Source organism: Streptomyces sp. NPDC018029, assembly GCF_044327655.1.
Taxonomy (GTDB): Bacteria; Actinomycetota; Actinomycetes; order Streptomycetales; family Streptomycetaceae; genus Streptomyces.
Genome location: NZ_JBIRFV010000002.1, coordinates 323,244 through 339,119, shown reverse-complemented (window position 1 = coordinate 339,119; position 15,876 = coordinate 323,244). Strand labels below are relative to the sequence as shown.

Here is a 15,876-nt window from a genome sequence, read left to right as displayed (position 1 = left end):
TGCCCGTTGCTCACCGCGCCGACAAGGCCGAACGGCGTTCGAGCCTGTTCGGAACGGTGCTCATCGTGTTCCGTACACGTCCGAACACGAGTGCGCCGCCCGATGGCGAGGGCCGTCGGTCGGCCCAGGGCGATGCCGTGACGAGCCGGGACGAGGGTGTCCTGGCCGGGCAGCCGGCCGAAGCACCGCAGCCGGGCGAGATCAGCACCGCGACCGAGTTCGCGGCGGCACTCCGCGTGATGCGGACGTGGTCCGGACTGACCTACCGCCAGCTCGAGAGCAAGGCCGCCGCGCGCGGCGACACCCTGCCCGCCAGCACGATCGCGACCACCCTCGGGCGAGTCACCCTGCCCCGGGAACGGTTCGTCGAGGCCTTCACCCGCGCGTGCGGCCTCGGTGACGAGGAAGTACGCCGGTGGCTCGCGGTCCGCCGGCGCCTCGCCACCGACGGGCCCGCACCGACCGGCGACACCGAGGGCGGCGACGACCGGACCGCCGCGCCCGTCCCGGGGCGCGCCCCGCGGTGGCACGCGGCTGCCGCTCTGGCCGCCGCCGCGGGCTTCGGGGTCGCCGGCACCCTCGGCGTCGGCAACCTCGTCGACGCCTCGGAGCCGACGGCCGTGTCGGTCGCGATGCCGGTGACCGGGGTGCGCATCCCGGCCGTGGGCAGTTGGGCACGCATCCACCCCGCCCGGACGCCGGAGTTCTGCGTGACGGAGGGCAAGGACCGCACCGGCGCCTACCGAACCGCTGTCGCCGCCCAGCAACCCTGCGGGAAGGCGGTCCAGCCCCGCGTGTTCCTCGAACCTCTGCGCAAGGACGTCGTGCAGATCCAGTGGCACCACCCGAAGTACGGCATCGGCTGCCTGACGGTCCTGCGGAAGGGGCCGGGCCGCGACCTGCTCGAACCGCGCGACGACTGCTCCGACGAGGACCGGGCCCAGCAGTTCCGCATCAGCCCCCTCGGCCCGGCCGCCGCGGCGCACTTCCGCCTTCACCCTGTCCTCACCGACCGGTGTCTGAGCCTGCGCGACCAGGACACCGAAGCCGGTGCGGAGATCGTCCAGGGCCGCTGCTCCGGCGCCCCCGACCAGGAGTTCCTGATCGAACTGATCTCGCCTCCGTGAGGCACTTCCCCGGGAGCGGGGCCCTAGATCTCCTGCTGCGCCTCTGCCGGGGTGGCGGGGGCCAGTGTCGCGTGGTGGGTGCGGTCCGCGATGAGGCAGGGGATCGACACCGGGACTGTGGGCGTCCCGGGATGGTCCACGAGCCACGCGTGGACGCCGGAGAGCACCGCAGCCGCGTCCGCGCGGATGATGCGGCCGTCCGGCTCCCGGTGCGGTTCGACGCGGACGGAGAGGAGCGCGCCGCCGGTCCGGCGCAGCACGCAGTGCGAGGCGCTCAGGGCGACGGCGGCCGTGCGCGGGCCGCCGTACTCGTCGAGCGCGTGCCGCGTCCAGCCGTCGACGGTCCAGGTCTCGCCCCGCACCGGGTGGCCGGCAGTGTGCCCAGCGCGGCGGAACAGGAGCCCCGCGCTCTGCAGCTGGGTGTCCGACGCCCTGCCGTCCTCTGCCGCCAGGTGATGGGCGGGCGCGTCGGAGCGCGCGGGCCGTCGTTCGATGTGCAGGTGCGGGCCTCGCCGGTCGATCTGTACGGCGAAGGCCGCGAGGGAGCGGGCGGGGGGTGCGGGGTCCGGCAGGAGGCGGGGCTCGGCGGGCGCGTCGAGTGGAGTCAGGCCGAGGACGCGGTATAGCTCCTCGCGCAGGCGGCGTACGGCATGGCCGCGCTCGGCGAACGCCTGCCCGGCCGCCGCGGCCGGAACGCCGGGTCTGTGCGCCGCGACGGCGCGCTCCAGATCGGCCGCGGTCGGCCGGTCCAGCGAGGTGAACACCGGTACGCGGGCGAGGAGTTCGGCCATCGGGGTGCCCGGTATCAGCTCACCGCCGCCGTCCCCCGCGGCGATCACGGGAACGTCGCGGGCCGCCGCCGCGTACAGCGCCGCCGAGCCGTGGTCGGTGACCACCGTGTCCGCGGCGACGAGCAGCGCGGCCCACTCCTCATGGGGCCGGGCCAGGACCATGCCCGCGTCCAGGGCGGGCGCGAGAGCCTGGGCGAGGTCGAACCCGCCGGTCCTGCTGTGTTCGTTGGGGTGCAGGACGAGCCCCAGCTGGTACGTGTCGTGGGGGAGCTCGGCGGCCAGCCGGGCCGGGAGTCCGGGGTGGCGCCGGATCAGGGAGTGCGGCCCCCACGTGGAGGTGAGGACGACGAGCCGCCGGCCGTGGGTGCGCAGCGCGGCCCGGTAGCGCTCGCGCAGCGGGAGGGAGGCGAGGACCCGGTCGAGCGTGGGATCGCCGGTCACCGTGGCGCGCGCCGCGGCGGGCGGGCACTCGGTGGCGAGGCGGTCGACCTGTGAGGGGTGGGCCAGTGCGTGGAGGCGGGCCAGGGGCCGGCCGCCCGGCATCAGGAGCGCCGGGGCCATGCCGGACGCGGAGTCGCCGGGGCCGTCCGATTCCGTTTCCGTCTTCTCCCCGAGGGCCTTGTTGTAGCCCGCGCCGTGCGGCAGGAGGACGCGCGGGCCGCGGAGCTCGGCGAGTCCGCCCTTGGGGCTGGCGGCCAGGATCAGGTCGTGGGGGCGGGTGACGGCCTCGGCCCACGGAATGGTGCGGCCGCCCGCCCGCTCGACGGCCGCGAGGGCGTCGGCGTCGAAGTCGGAGCCGGGGACGAGGGTGAAGCGGCGGCGGATGCGGTCGTCACCGGCGAAGACGGGGAGCACATCGAGGAGCCGGTGCAGGGCGGTCGCCGACCGGGCGGCGAAGAGCACGTGCTTCTCGGCACGGGAGGCACCCGCCACGGGACCCGCTGCCCGCTGCCCGCTGCCCGCTGCCCGCTGCCCGCTGCCCGCTGCCCGCTGCCCGCTGCCCGCTGCCCGCTTCGGGAGTGTTCATCCTAGTCTGCGGCGAGGCGGCGTGGGGCCCGTTTCCGCACTTCGGGGCGGGTATGTGAGGGTTGGCGGGCGGCATGCCGGAGATCGTACCCGGATCGCCCGGCCGGGCCCGCAGGATAGACCTGCGGCGGATGCGTCCTGCGACCGGAGTCGGATCCGGATCGGATCGGCAGGGTATTAGCGTGGACGGAACAGATCGATCGACAGGATCCGAGGTGCCCTGCCCATGGCAAGCCGCAGCGAGAGCCGTACCCAGCTCATCGAGTCACTCATGGAGCGGTTCCCGCACGTCCCGCGGGAAGCCGTGATCAAGGAGGATCTGCTGCGCGGCGGCATCGCCTTCGACGAGTCGGCGCTCAGCGACAACGAAGGGGGTGACGTCAAGCCGAAGTCGTACTTCATCTTCTCCTTCGACCACGGCACGCTCCCCGAGCTGGGCGCCGCCGCCCTGCGCCGCCCGCCGGAGGAGATCGTCCTCACCGGCGGCCCGTACGAGCTGCGACGCACCGTCGTCTCGGTCCGCGTGAACCCGGCGTCGCCGTACCGCGTGGCCGCCGACGACAACGGCGTGCTCGGCCTCTACCTGGACGGTGTGCGGATCTCCGACGTCGGCCTGCCCCCGATGCCGGACTACTACCGGCACACGCTGGAGAACGGCAAGTCGGTGATGGAGGTGGCGCCCACCATCCAGTGGGGCTACCTCATCTATCTGACGGTCTTCCGGGTCTGCCAGTACTTCGGCGCCAAGGAGGAGTGCCAGTACTGCGACATCAACCACAACTGGCGCCAGCAGAAGGCGGCGGGGCGCCCCTACACGGGCGTGAAGCCGATGGACGAGGTCCTCGAAGCCCTCGCCATCATCGACAAGTACGACACGAACAAGTCGTCCACCGCGTACACGCTGACCGGCGGCGCCATCACCACGCAGCTCCAGGGCAAGGACGAGGCCGACTTCTACGGGCAGTACGCGAAGGCCATCGAGGAGCGCTTCCCTGGCCGCTGGATCGGCAAGGTCGTCGCCCAGGCCCTGCCGAAGGCGGACGTGCAGCGCTTCCACGACTACGGCGTGCGGATCTACCACCCCAACTACGAGGTGTGGGACCCGTACCTCTTCGAGCGCTACTGCCCCGGCAAGGAGCGCTACGTCGGCCGTGACGAGTGGCACCGCCGCATCCTGGACTCCGCGGAGGTCTTCGGGCCGCGCAACGTGATCCCGAACTTCGTGGCGGGCGTGGAGATGGCGGAGCCCTTCGGCTTCAAGACCGTCGACGAGGCCATCGACTCGACCGTCGAGGGGCTGCAGTACTTCATGTCGCGCGGCATCACGCCCCGCTTCACCACTTGGTGCCCGGAGCCGACGACCCCGCTCGGCAAGGCGAACCCGCAGGGCGCGCCCCTGGAGTACCACGTGCGGCTCCTGGAGGCCTACCGCGCCACCATGGAGGCCAACGGCCTCTCGTCCCCGCCCGGCTACGGCCCGGCAGGACCCGGCAACGCGGTCTTCTCGGTCAGCTCCTTCATGGACAGCCTGCCCGCGGAGAAGGCGGCCCCGGAGGACGCCGTGATCCCGGCGGAGGCCCAGTAGCCCCGCGGGGCCGTATCGACGGTGCCCCTCGGCCCGACGAAGATCACCGCTTCGTAGGATGACGGCGTGATCCGGACGCGGGCGATCCCCGCGTCCGGGCGGCGCGACAGTCAGCCACCCACAGCCGGAGGTCCCCCGTGCAGCCCCACCCCGTCACTGTCGTCACCGGCGGCAGCCGCGGCATCGGCGCCGCTGTCAGCGCCCGTCTCGCCGAGGACGGCCACGACGTCGTCATCGGCTACCGCTCGAACGCGGCCGCCGCGGAAGAGGCCGCGGAGGCGGTCCGCGCGGCCGGCCGCCGCTGCGTCACCGTCCAGGTCGACACCGCCGACGAGGCCGACGTCGACCGTCTCTTCGACACCGCCGCAGCCGAGCTCGGCCCGGTCACCGGACTGGTCAACAACGCCGGTGTCAGCGGCCCCGTCGGCCCCCTCGCCGACGCAGACGCCGAGGGCATGCGCCGGGCCCTCGACGTGAACGTACTCGGGTATCTGCTCTGCGCCCGGCGCGCGGTGCGGGATATGCGGGCCACCGGCGGCGGCGCGATCGTGAACCTCTCGTCCGCCGCGGCCACCCTCGGCGCACCCGGCGAGTACGTCCACTACGCCGCCGCCAAGGGCGCGGTCGACACGATGACGGTCGGCCTGTCCAAGGAGGTCGCGGCGGACGGCATCCGCGTCAACGCCGTCGCCCCCGGCGTCATCTGGACCGACTTCCACGCCGACCCCGAGCGCCCCGCGAAGCTCGCGTCGGGCATCCCGCTGGGCCGCGCCGGCCAGCCGTCGGAGATCGCGGCGGCCGTCGCCTGGCTGCTCTCGGACGACGCCTCGTACGCGACGGGAACGGTGCTGCGGGTCGCGGGCGGCCGCTGACGCTCCCGCGCGGGCCCTCTCGTACGCTGGTTCGCATGATCGGCGGAGAGGCAGTACTCACGGGGGACGTCCTGATCCGGGCCGTCTCGTACGACGACGCGGCGGCGCTGGCCCGCGCCTACCGGCGCAACCGCGCCCACCTCGCCCCCTGGGACCCCGAAAGGACCGAGGCCTTCTACACCGTCGAGGGCCAGGCCGACCGGGTCCGGGGGCAGTTGGAGGAGATGCGGGCGGGCCGGGCCGCGCACTGGGTGTTCGTCGAGGGCGGCGAGATCGTCGGTCACGCCGCCCTGTCGAACATCGTGCTCGGCCCGGCCCGCAGCGCGGCGCTCGGCTACTGGACCGACGCGGCGCTCGTCGGCCGGGGCATCGCGTCCGCCGCCACGCGCCACGTCTGCGAGGTGGCCGACACCCGGCTCGGCCTGCACCGCGTCGAGGCGGGCACCCTGCTCCACAACACCGCCTCGCAGCGTGTGCTCACCAAGTGCGGCTTCGAGGAGTACGGGATCGCGCCGAAGTACCTGCACATCAACGGCGCCTGGCGCGATCACCGGCTCTTCCAGCGGATCCTCAACGACCGCCCGGCCGGTTAGCTCAGACGATGTTCTCCGCGACCTCGGCCTGTTCGCGGTCCGAGCCGTACGCCTGCGGAGTGCTGTAGGAGCGGCGCGCCACGAACCACCACACGGTGGCGAGGAGCAGCACCACGGCGAGCGCGATCGACGCGTAGTTCATCGTCTCGGCCGTCACCGGCGAAGCCTGCGGGAGACAGAACAGGACCGTCACGAACGCCACCCAGACCACGGCGATCCAGCCGATGGGCCTGCTCCAGCGGCCCAGGTTCCACGGCCCCGGCCGGAACCGGTCGCCGGCGCGCAGGCGCAGATAGATCGGGATGGCGTACGCGGGGGTGATGCCGATGACGTTGATGGCGGTCACGGCGGTGTACGCGGTCGCCGAGTACAGGGACGGCAGGGCGATCACCGCGGCGAGGCCCACCGACAGCCACACCGCGGGCACCGGCACCTGGCTGCGGGCGCTGACCTTGCGCCAGAGCGCGGACCCCGGCAGCGCGTTGTCGCGGCTGAACGCGAAGACCATGCGGCTCGCGGCCGCCGTCTCGGCGTTGCCGCAGAACAGCTGCGCCACGATCACGATGAGCAGCAGCGCCGTCGCCCCGGACTCGCCGAGCGCGTCGATCATAATCTGCGCGGGCGGCACCCCGGTGTCGGTGGCGAGTGTGCCCGCGTAGTCCTGGATCGCGAAGGTCAGCCCGGCGAGCAGCACGAAACCGGCGATCCACGACGCCCAGATGGCGCGCACGATGCCGCGGGCCGCGGACACCGACGCGTTGGAGGTCTCCTCGGACAGGTGCGCGGACGCGTCGTAGCCGGAGAAGGTGTACTGCGCGAGGAGCAGGCCGATGGCGGTGACGTAGAGCGGGTTGTCCCAGCCGGTGCCGTCGAAGAACTCGCCGAAGACGAAGGACGGCGACTGGTGGTGGTCAGGCACGATCGCGAGGACACCGACGATCACGGTGACACCGGCCAGGTGCCACCACACGCTGACCGAGTTGAGCAGGCTCACCAGGCGGACGTTGAAGAGGTTGAGGACGGCGTGCAGCAGCAGGATGCACAGGAAGATCAGGAACGTCTTCTCCGGGGTCGGCGTGAAGCCGAACTTCAGGTTGAGGAACGCGCCGGTGAACAGGGCGGCGCCGTAGTCGATGCCCGCGATCGCGCCGAGCAGACCGAGGAGGTTCAGCCAGCCCGTGTACCAGCCCCAGCGGCGCCCGCCGAGCCGGTCGGCCATGTAGTAGAGGGCACCCGATGTGGGATACGCGCTGGTGACCTCGGCGAGCGCGAGGCCTACGCAGAGCACGAACAGGCCGACTCCGACCCAGCCCCAGAGCATCACGGCGGGGCCGCCGGTGAGCAGGCCGAAGCCGTACAGGGTCATGCAGCCGGACAGGATGGAGATGACGGAGAAGCTGATGGCGAAGTTGCCGAAGCCGCCCATGCGGCGGGCCAGGACGGGCTGGTAGCCGAGCTCTCTGAGCCGTTCCTCCTCGTCCTGGCGTGGCGCTGGGACGGAGCTCGACGACCAGGTGGTGCGGGACACGGTGGGACCTCCGGTGGGGTGGGGGACGGGCGGGGTCCGCGGGGCTACCCGGGGCCCCGGGCAGCGCTGAAGCAGCGGGCGCGGGCCTGGACGAAGACCTCGGCGGCGGCGTCCGCGTCGCCGGGGGAGTGGGTGCGGTACGTCCACGGCACGGTCGTGTAGAAGGGGTCGAGGGCCTGGAACACGCGGGACGCGTCGTGGAACTGGTGGGCGCCCCACAGGGCGTGCGCCAGGTGGTTCAGGTCCAGGAGCGAGGTCGTGGCGGGCGTCGCGTTGTCGAACCACAGCTGCAGGGCGAGGAGCGCGGCGCGCGTGGCGTCCTCGGAGATCCAGTGCAGATCGAGGGCCTGCTCCTGCCCGGACTCCCTGCGGTACCGCTCGACCCGCACGTACAGCGGAAGCAGATGCAGGGCGGAGCCCGCGGGCGCCGCCGCCGACGCCCACTGCACGAAGTTGTACGCCTCGGTGAGCGGCCCTTCCGCGCGGCGCCCGTACACGAACTGCAGCATGCGGTGGTACGCCTCACGGTTGCCCGGGTCCCGCTTGTCCGCCTCGGCGAGGAGCTGCCAGGGGCCGGGGAAGAGCATCGGCTCCGGAGGTGCCACCCGGTGCTCGTCCCACCGCTGCCCCACGTCCAGCTGGGCCAGGGCGAGCAGGCAGATCCACGGCACGGGGTCTTCGGGCGACATGGCCGAGGCGTCGGCGCACGCCGCGACCGCCTCGCGCCACAGGTCGTTTGTCCTGCGGTGCCCCGTGCGGTGGGCGCGCAGGGCCCGCTCCACCAGGACGCGGGTGTGCAGCACGGCGGCCGACGCGCTGCGCGGTTCCTCGGCGCGCCAGGTCCGCACCACGTCTGACCCGGCGACGGCGGCCCCCAGGATCTGCGTGCGCTGTGTCCACAGCCCCCAGTCGGGTGTCTCGGTCAGCAGATTGCGCGTGGAGACCCAGCGGCCGGTCCTGAGGTCCTGGAGCACCGCGCGCAACGCTTCGTCGTGGCCTGCCGGGTGGTACACCGGGCGGCCTAACGGCATGGGCATGAGACCTCTGTCGGGGGAAGAGTGGAGGTTGAACGCTTAAAAGGGCGCATTGGTACGGGAGTTGACGACTTGGGCGGGGGGTGACGGGTGGGGCTCGGCGGACAGTGTAGATCCGGCCCTTCCGGTTCCAGGGCACTTCGCCGATCTTTTATGACCCCGTTCTGTCAACACGGCGCGCCGAGCGCTCATTTGACGGACGTCATCTGTCATCGCGATCCCTTGACGCCCTCCGGGCCGCTGTAGCAGTCTTCCCGCGGTGATCACCTATCAGCGGCCCCCGGCGCAGCGCCCCGTGCTCGCCGTGGACCAGGGCACCTCCGGGACGAAGGCCCTCGTCGTCTGCCCGGAACGCGGCGTGATCGGATCGGGCGCGGCGCCGGTGCGCCCCCGCTTCCTGCCCGGCGGCCTGGTGGAGGCCGACCCCGCCGAACTGTTCTCGTCCGTCGTCGAGGCGGGCCGCGCGGCGCTGGCGGACGCGGGCGAGCCGGTCGCCGCCGTCGGCCTCGCCAACCAGGGCGAGACCGTCCTCGCCTGGGACCCAGAGACCGGGCAGCCCCTCACCGACGCCCTTGTCTGGCAGGACCGCCGCGCCGAGTCGGTCTGTGCCGAACTCGCCGACCATGCAGAGGAGTTGCGGGACCTCACCGGCCTGCCCCTCGACCCGTACTTCGCCGCTCCCAAGATGGCGTGGATACGCCGCCACCTGACCCGGCGCGGTGTGGTCACGACCAGCGACGCCTGGCTCGTCCACCGCCTCACCGGCGCCTACGTAACGGATGCCGCGACGGCGGGCCGCACCCAGCTCCTCGACCTCGACACCGTCGCATGGTCACCGCGCACCCTGGAGCTCTACGGCCTCGGTGACGAGCGCCTACCCCGCGTCGTCGACGCCGCGGGACCGGTCGGCACGACCACCGCCTTCGGCCCCGAACTCCCCCTCACCGGCCTCCTCGTCGACCAGCAGGCCGCGCTGCTCGCCCAAGACGTGACCACCCCGGGCAGCGCCAAGTGCACCTACGGAACCGGGGCGTTCCTGCTCGCCCAGACCGGCGCGCGTCCCCGGCGCGGCAGCTCGGGACTCGTCAGCTGTGTCGCCTGGCGGCTCGCGGGCAAGAGCAGCTACTGCCTCGACGGGCAGGTCTACACGGCCGCGTCCGCCGTCCGCTGGCTCACCGATCTCGGCGTGATCGCGGGCGCCGAGGACATCGACCCCGTGGGTTCCGCCGTCCCGGACGCCGGGGGCGTCACCTTCGTGCCGGCGCTCGCCGGTCTCGCGGCACCCTGGTGGCGCGGCGACCTGCGCGGATCGCTGACCGGACTCGGCCTCGACACCACCGCGGGCCACCTGGTGCGCGCCCTCTGCGAGGGCATCGCCGCGCAGGTCGTCTCGCTCGCCGACGCCGTCGCCGCCGACCTCGGGCAGCCCCTGACGAGCCTGCGGGTCGACGGCGGTCTGACCCGCTCGGCCCTGCTCATGCAGACCCAGGCCGACCTGCTGCAACTGCCCATCGAGGTCTCGGCGTTGCCCGACGTCACGGCCCTCGGCGCGGCCGCCGTCGCCCGCATCGGCCTCGATCCCGCACTCACCGTCGCCGACGCCGTCCCGGAGTGGCGGCCCGCCGCCGTCTACGAACCGCGGATCGACGCGGACCGCGCCGCCGAACGCCTCGCGGGCTTCGACGCGGCGGTGACGGCACTCCTGGAACGTACGCCCTGATGGCGCTGACCAGGCGTGGCACGCCGCCCGACGTGACGTACGACGTAACCGTCATCGGCGCGGGAGTCGTCGGCTCGGCCGTCGCACGCGAACTGGCCCGCCACCCCGGCCTGCGCATCGCCCTTGTGGAGGCCTCGAACGACGTCGGCGAGGGCACGTCGAAGGCGAACACGGCGATCCTGCACACCGGTTTCGACGCGGTGCCCGGGTCCCTGGAGTCCCGTCTGGTCCGCGAGGGCCGACGGCTGCTCGCCGCGTACGCCGCCGAGTCCGGGATCCCCGTCGAGCCGGTCGGCGCACTGCTCGTCGCCTGGGACGCCGACCAACTGGCAGCACTGCCAGGGCTTTTGGCGAAGGCGGAGCGCAACGGCTACGACGCGGCACGGATCATCGGACCTCCGGAGCTCCGGGCGCGCGAGCCGCACCTCGGACCCGGTGCCCTCGGCGCACTCGACGTCCCCGGCGAGAGCATCATCTGCCCCTGGACCACCACCCTCGCCTACGCCACCCAGGCCGTGCGCGCGGGCGTCGACCTGCTCCTCAACTGCCGCGTGGAGAACGTATATACGTCGGATGGCGTCCACCTCCTGACTACGAGCCGCGGCCCCGTGCGGACCCGGTATCTCGTCAACGCCGCCGGCCTGCACGCCGACACCGTCGACCGGCTGCTCGGCCACGACGACTTCACCGTCACCCCGCGCCGCGGCCAGCTCCTCGTCTTCGACAAGCTCGCCCGCGACTTGGTGCGGCACATCCTGCTGCCCGTTCCCACGGCGCTCGGCAAGGGCGTCCTCGTGGCCCCGACCGTGTACGGCAACGTCCTTCTGGGCCCCACCGCAGAGGAGTTGGACGACAAGGCGGCGACCGGGTCGACGGCCGACGGCATCGCCGCGCTGCGCGAGAAGGGCTGCCGGATCCTCCCGGAGCTGCTCGACGAGGAGGTCACCGCGGTCTACGCAGGACTGCGCGCCGCCACCGAGCACGACGACTACCGCATCAGCGCCCACAAGGAACAGCGCTACGTCACCGTCGGCGGCATCCGCTCCACCGGCCTCACCGCGTCCCTGGCCATCGCGGCACACGTCACCGAACTCCTCGCCGCCACGGGCCTGGAGCTGTCCGGCCCCCGCGACCTGCCGCCCGTCCGCATGCCGAACCTCGGCGAGGCCTTCCCGCGCCCATATCAGCGCGCCGATCTCATCGCCACCGATCCCGCGTACGGTGACGTGGTCTGCCACTGTGAACGGGTGACGCGCGGCGAGATCCGGGACGCCCTCGCGGCCACGGTGCCGCCCGGATCGTTGGACGGCCTGCGGCGGCGCACCCGGGCGCGGGGCGGTCGCTGCCAGGGCTTCTACTGCGGTGCCGAAGTGCGGGAACTCTACGAACGGGGTGCGGAGTGGGGTACCGGATGAGGCGCGAGCGGATCGTCGACGTGCTGGTCGTCGGCGCCGGGCCCGCGGGCCTCGCCACGGCGGTCGGACTGGCCGCGGCGGGCGTCGGCGAGGTCGAGGTGGTCGACCGCGAGCGGCAGGCGGGCGGGGTGCCGCGGCACTGTCTGCACGGTGGCTTCGGACGCCTCGGGATGACGGGGCCGCAGTACGCGGAGCGGTGCGTGGCGGCGGCCGTGGGCACCGGCGCCGTCCTGCGGACCGGCGTCACCGTCACCTCCTGGGCGGCACCGCTCACCCTGGACACCACGAGCCCCCGGGGCCTGGAGCGGATCACCGCCCGCGCGGTGGTCCTCGCCACGGGCGCCCGGGAGCGGCCGCGCGCCGCACGCCTGGTGCCGGGGACACGGCCCGCCGGGGTCTACACCACCGGCGAGCTCCAGCAGGCCGTCCACCTCCACCGGCAGCGGATCGGCACGCGGGCCGTCGTCGTCGGCGCGGAACCGGTGAGCTTCACGGCGCTGGACACGCTGCGCCGGGCCGGGGTCTCCGTCACCGCGCAGGTCACCGAGCACCGGCGCCACCAGGCGCCGACCGCCCGCGCCCTGGACGCACGGCTGCGGCGCGGCGTGCCGCTGCTCACGGACGCCACCGTGGCCGAACTCCTCGGGCGCGGCCGCCTGTCGGGGGTCAGGCTGCGGCACCGGGACGGCAGAACGGCGGACGTCCCCTGCGACACGGTCGTCTTCACCGGTGACTTCGTCCCCGACCACGAACTGGCCCGCCTCGGCGGCCTGTTGCTCGACCCCGGCACGCGGGGCCCCGCCGTCGACAGCGCCTTCCGCACGGACGAACGCGGCGTCTTCGCGGTGGGCAACGTGCTGCACGCCGCCGAGCCGGCGCGCGTGGTGGCGCGCGAGGGAGCCTTGGCGGCCGCGGCCGTGCGGCGCTACCTCTCCGACGGGGACTGGCCCTCGGCCTCGGTGCCGCTGCGGGTCGCGGCCCCGCTCGCCTGGATCGCCCCGAACCGGCTCTGCCTGGACGAGCCGACGGAGGAATTCACCCTCCGCGGCACGGAGTTCGTCCCGCGTCCCACGCTGGTCGTCACGCAGGACGGCAGAACCCTGCACCGCGCCCGCCCGCGCCGCCCGGTCGTCCCCAACCGGCCGTTCCGGGTCTCCGGAAGCTGGACGGCGGGGGTGGACGTGCGGGGCGGCGCGGTGCGGGTCGCCCTCGGCTGATGTCGCCTGATGTCGACTACAGGGAGGCGCCGACCAGCCGGGCGAGGTCGATGAGGCGGTTGGAGTAGCCCCATTCGTTGTCGTACCAGCCGACGACCTTGACCTGCGGTCCCGTGACGCGCGTGAGCTCGGCGTCGAAGACGCAGGACGCGGGGTCGGTGACGATGTCCGTGCTCACGATGGGGGCCTCGGTGTAGGACAGCACTCCCTTGTACGGTCCCGCGGCCGCCGCCGCGTACGCCTCCTTGATCTCCTCGACGCTCGTGGGCCGTCGCGTGGTGACGGTGAGGTCGGTGACCGAACCGGTCGGGACGGGGACCCGTAGTGCGAACGCGTCGAGGCGGCCGGCGAGTTCGGGCAGGACGAGGCCGATGGCCTTGGCGGCGCCGCTGGAGGTCGGGACGATGTTCAGGCCCGCGGCGCGGGCGCGGCGCAGGTCCTTGTGCGGGGCGTCCTGGAGGTTCTGGTCCTGGGTGTAGGCGTGGACGGTGGTCATCATCCCGGAGTCGATGCCCACGGCGTCGTGCAGCACCTTCGCCAGGACGCCCAGGCAGTTGGTGGTGCACGAGGCGTTGGAGATGATCGTGTGCCGCTCGGGGTCGTAGGCGTCGTCGTTCACGCCGAGCACGATCGTGACGTCCTCACCGCTGGCCGGGGCCGCGATGATGACCTTCTTCGCGCCGCCCTCGACGTGCGCGCGGGCCCGGTCGGCGTCGGTGAAGACGCCCGTCGCCTCGATGACCACGTCCACGCCGAGTTCGCCCCAGGGCAGGCCGGCGGGGTCGCGTTCGGCGAACACCTGGACCGTCCGGTCGCCGACGCGGATCGCTCCCGGTTCGGCGGTGACCTCGCCGGGGAAGCGGCCGAGGATCGAGTCGTAGGCCAGCAGGTGCGCCATGGTCGGCACGTCGCCCAGATCGTTGACCGCGACGATCTCCAGGTCCGCGTCCCGTGCTGCCGCCGCCCGGAAGACGTTGCGGCCGATTCGCCCGAAGCCGTTGATGCCGATACGAACAGTCATGGAACTCTCTCCTTGCGCCGCCGAGGCGCGGTCGAGAACAATATAAGCAGCTTACATAAGTGAGCAATGTAATTCTTCAGGGTGGCTGACATGCACGACGATCAGAGCGACGGCAACCGGGATCACGGTGCCGGCCATGGGGGCGGCCGGCCCGGCGAGCTCGACGTGGAGGAGTTCACCGCGGCGATCGAGAACTTCAACCGCTTCTACATCCGCCTCCCGGTGCTGGAGAAGCTGCCGTTCACGACCCTGTCGGTCCTTGACACCCTCGCGTTCGGCGGCGGCCCCAAGCGGCTGACCGAGCTGGCGAAAACAGAGCAGGTCAGCCAGCCCGGCATCACTCAGCTGGTCACCCGCCTGGAACGCGACGGCCTGGTGGAGCGCCGCCCTGACCCGAGCGACGGGCGCGCCGTCCTCGTCCACCTCACCGAGAAGGGCCGCCGGATCGGCCGCTCCCGCCACGAGGACCGGACGCGCCATCTCGCGCCGCTCGTGGATCAGTTGACCCCGGAGCAGCGCACGGCGGTGGCGGAGGCCCTGCCCGCGCTGGCGCGCCTGGCGGAACTGGGGCGGGGTGAGGCGTAGGACACCCTTCCCATGGCCCCCACCTCGCGCATAGACTCCAAAACTAGCAGCGCTAATTTACGCAGCGAGACCTCGCAGAACGATCCGGAGCCGTATCGTGCGCACCGTCCACTTCGCCGCCGCCCGCCGCACCCCCATCGGCAAGCTCCGCGGCGCCCTGTCCTCCGTCCGCCCCGACGACCTCGCAGCGGGCGTCGTGCGGGGACTCCTCGCCGACATCCCCCAGCTGGACCCCGCCCGGATCGACGACATCTACTGGGGCGCCGCCAACCAGGCGGGCGAGGACAACCGCAACGTCGCGAGGATGGCAGCCCTCCTCGCGGGGCTCCCCGAGTCCGTGCCCGGCGCGACCGTGAACCGGCTCTGCGCCTCGGGCCTCGAAGCCGTCACGACCGCCGCGCGCACCGTCGCCGCGGGTGAGGCCGACATCGTCCTCGCGGGCGGCTCCGAGTCGATGAGCCGCGCGCCCTTCGTGCTGCCCCGCCCCGACGAGGCGCTGCCGCACCGCATGGAGACCGCCGACACCCGCCTCGGCTGGCGCCTCACGAACAAGAAAATGAAGGAGCTGCACGGGGTCCTCGCGATGGGCGAGACCGCGGAGGAGGTCGCCGAGCGGTACGGCGTCCCGCGCGAACGCCAGGACGAGTTCGCGCTCCGCAGCCACCAGCGCGCGGCCGCCGCCCGCAAGAACGGCCACTTCGACGACGAACTCCTCCCCGTCACGCGCCCGGACGGCGTCGTCGTCGACGCGGACGAGTGCGTGCGCGAGGACACCTCGTACGAGAAGCTCAGCGGTCTGCGGCCGGTCTTCCGCAAGGACGGCACCGTCACCGCGGGCAACGCGTCGCCGATGAACGACGGCGCGGCCGGGCTGCTCCTCGTCAGCGAGGAGGCCCTCAACGACCTCGGCCTCGAATCCCTCGGGCGGTACGCGGCCGGGGCCTCGGCCGGCGTCCACCCCGACGTCATGGGCATCGGCCCCGTGCCCGCCACGCGGAAGGTGCTCGCCCGGGTCGGCTGGGACATCGGCGACCTCCAGGAAGCGGAGTTCAACGAGGCGTTCGCGGCCCAGGCGCTCGCCTGCGTCGACGCCCTCGGCATCGACCCGGAGCTGGTCAACCCGTCCGGCGGGGCCATCGCGCTCGGCCATCCGCTCGGCTGCTCCGGCGCCCGCATCCTCACCACCCTGCTGCACAGAATGCGCCGCACCGGCGCAACGCGCGGCCTCGCCACGATGTGCGTGGGCGTGGGGCAGGGCAGCGCGCTCCTGGTCGAACGCGACTGAGCGGGCGTGCGCGTCCGCGCCGGGGGAGGGGCGGGGAGGGCAGCGGGTGCGTGCCGCTGCCGCAGGGGTGCCCCGCC

The 15,876-nt window shown here is 73.1% G+C and carries 13 protein-coding genes; 9 read left to right on the top strand and 4 right to left on the bottom strand.

Features of this window, described 5'->3' with window-relative positions; translation table 11 throughout:
- Positions 1-137: 137 nt before the first annotated feature.
- Positions 138-1,127 (top strand): helix-turn-helix domain-containing protein, encoded by a 990-nt coding sequence (locus ACH4D5_RS05955; RefSeq protein WP_398299042.1) that lies wholly within the window; start codon positions 138-140, stop codon positions 1,125-1,127.
- 23 nt (positions 1,128-1,150) lie between these two features.
- Here ACH4D5_RS05955 and ACH4D5_RS05950 read toward each other — a convergent pair whose 3' ends face one another.
- The gene (locus tag ACH4D5_RS05950; RefSeq protein WP_398299040.1) at positions 1,151-2,851 is read right to left on the bottom strand and encodes a translation initiation factor 2; all 1,701 of its coding nucleotides are present in this window, start codon (positions 2,849-2,851) and stop codon (positions 1,151-1,153) included.
- Positions 2,852-3,170: 319 nt separating this feature from the next.
- On the opposite strand from ACH4D5_RS05950, the gene ACH4D5_RS05945 reads away from it, so the two are divergent.
- The 3 genes from ACH4D5_RS05945 (at position 3,171) to ACH4D5_RS05935 (ending at position 5,994) form a co-directional block, all read left to right on the top strand.
- Positions 3,171-4,529 (top strand): radical SAM protein, encoded by a 1,359-nt coding sequence (locus ACH4D5_RS05945; protein ID WP_398299038.1) that lies wholly within the window; start codon positions 3,171-3,173, stop codon positions 4,527-4,529.
- A 137-nt stretch (positions 4,530-4,666) separates the two neighbouring features.
- Positions 4,667-5,401 (top strand): SDR family oxidoreductase, encoded by a 735-nt coding sequence (locus tag ACH4D5_RS05940; protein ID WP_398299036.1) that lies wholly within the window; start codon positions 4,667-4,669, stop codon positions 5,399-5,401.
- A 35-nt stretch (positions 5,402-5,436) separates the two neighbouring features.
- Positions 5,437-5,994, top strand: a complete 558-nt coding sequence (locus ACH4D5_RS05935) for a GNAT family N-acetyltransferase (protein ID WP_398299034.1) — start codon at positions 5,437-5,439, stop codon at positions 5,992-5,994.
- 1 nt (position 5,995) lies between these two features.
- On the opposite strand, the gene ACH4D5_RS05930 is transcribed toward ACH4D5_RS05935, so the two are convergent.
- Together ACH4D5_RS05930 and ACH4D5_RS05925 are read right to left on the bottom strand one after the other, a co-directional pair.
- The gene (locus tag ACH4D5_RS05930) at positions 5,996-7,522 is read right to left on the bottom strand and encodes an amino acid permease (protein ID WP_398299032.1); all 1,527 of its coding nucleotides are present in this window, start codon (positions 7,520-7,522) and stop codon (positions 5,996-5,998) included.
- 44 nt (positions 7,523-7,566) lie between these two features.
- Positions 7,567-8,559, bottom strand: a complete 993-nt coding sequence (locus ACH4D5_RS05925; RefSeq protein ID WP_398299030.1) for a hypothetical protein — start codon at positions 8,557-8,559, stop codon at positions 7,567-7,569.
- Between the two features lie 256 nt (positions 8,560-8,815).
- Here ACH4D5_RS05925 and ACH4D5_RS05920 point away from each other — a divergent pair, with 256 nt between their 5' ends.
- From ACH4D5_RS05920 to ACH4D5_RS05910, 3 genes are read left to right on the top strand one after another with little or no spacing between them, the layout of a single operon-like run.
- Entirely contained in the window at positions 8,816-10,276 is a 1,461-nt protein-coding gene (locus ACH4D5_RS05920; protein ID WP_398299028.1) for an FGGY family carbohydrate kinase, read from the top strand.
- The gene (locus ACH4D5_RS05915) at positions 10,276-11,691 is read left to right on the top strand and encodes an FAD-dependent oxidoreductase (RefSeq protein ID WP_398299026.1); all 1,416 of its coding nucleotides are present in this window, start codon (positions 10,276-10,278) and stop codon (positions 11,689-11,691) included. Before ACH4D5_RS05920 ends, ACH4D5_RS05915 begins: the two co-directional genes overlap by 1 nt.
- Complete coding sequence (locus ACH4D5_RS05910) at positions 11,688-12,908, top strand: NAD(P)/FAD-dependent oxidoreductase (protein ID WP_398299024.1); 1,221 nt, start codon at positions 11,688-11,690, stop codon at positions 12,906-12,908. Before ACH4D5_RS05915 ends, ACH4D5_RS05910 begins: the two co-directional genes overlap by 4 nt.
- Before the next feature lie 16 nt (positions 12,909-12,924).
- Here the strand turns inward: ACH4D5_RS05910 and gap are convergent, their stop codons facing one another.
- A complete protein-coding gene (gene gap, locus ACH4D5_RS05905; RefSeq protein WP_398299022.1) occupies positions 12,925-13,929 on the bottom strand; it encodes a type I glyceraldehyde-3-phosphate dehydrogenase in 1,005 nt (334 codons plus the stop codon).
- Between the two features lie 90 nt (positions 13,930-14,019).
- On the opposite strand from gap, the gene ACH4D5_RS05900 reads away from it, so the two are divergent.
- A complete protein-coding gene (locus tag ACH4D5_RS05900) occupies positions 14,020-14,514 on the top strand; it encodes a MarR family winged helix-turn-helix transcriptional regulator (RefSeq protein ID WP_398299020.1) in 495 nt (164 codons plus the stop codon).
- Positions 14,515-14,611: 97 nt separating this feature from the next.
- Positions 14,612-15,799: a thiolase family protein gene (locus ACH4D5_RS05895; RefSeq protein WP_398299018.1), complete on the top strand. Its 1,188-nt coding sequence runs from the start codon at positions 14,612-14,614 to the stop codon at positions 15,797-15,799.
- The last annotated feature ends 77 nt before the right edge of the window (positions 15,800-15,876 follow it).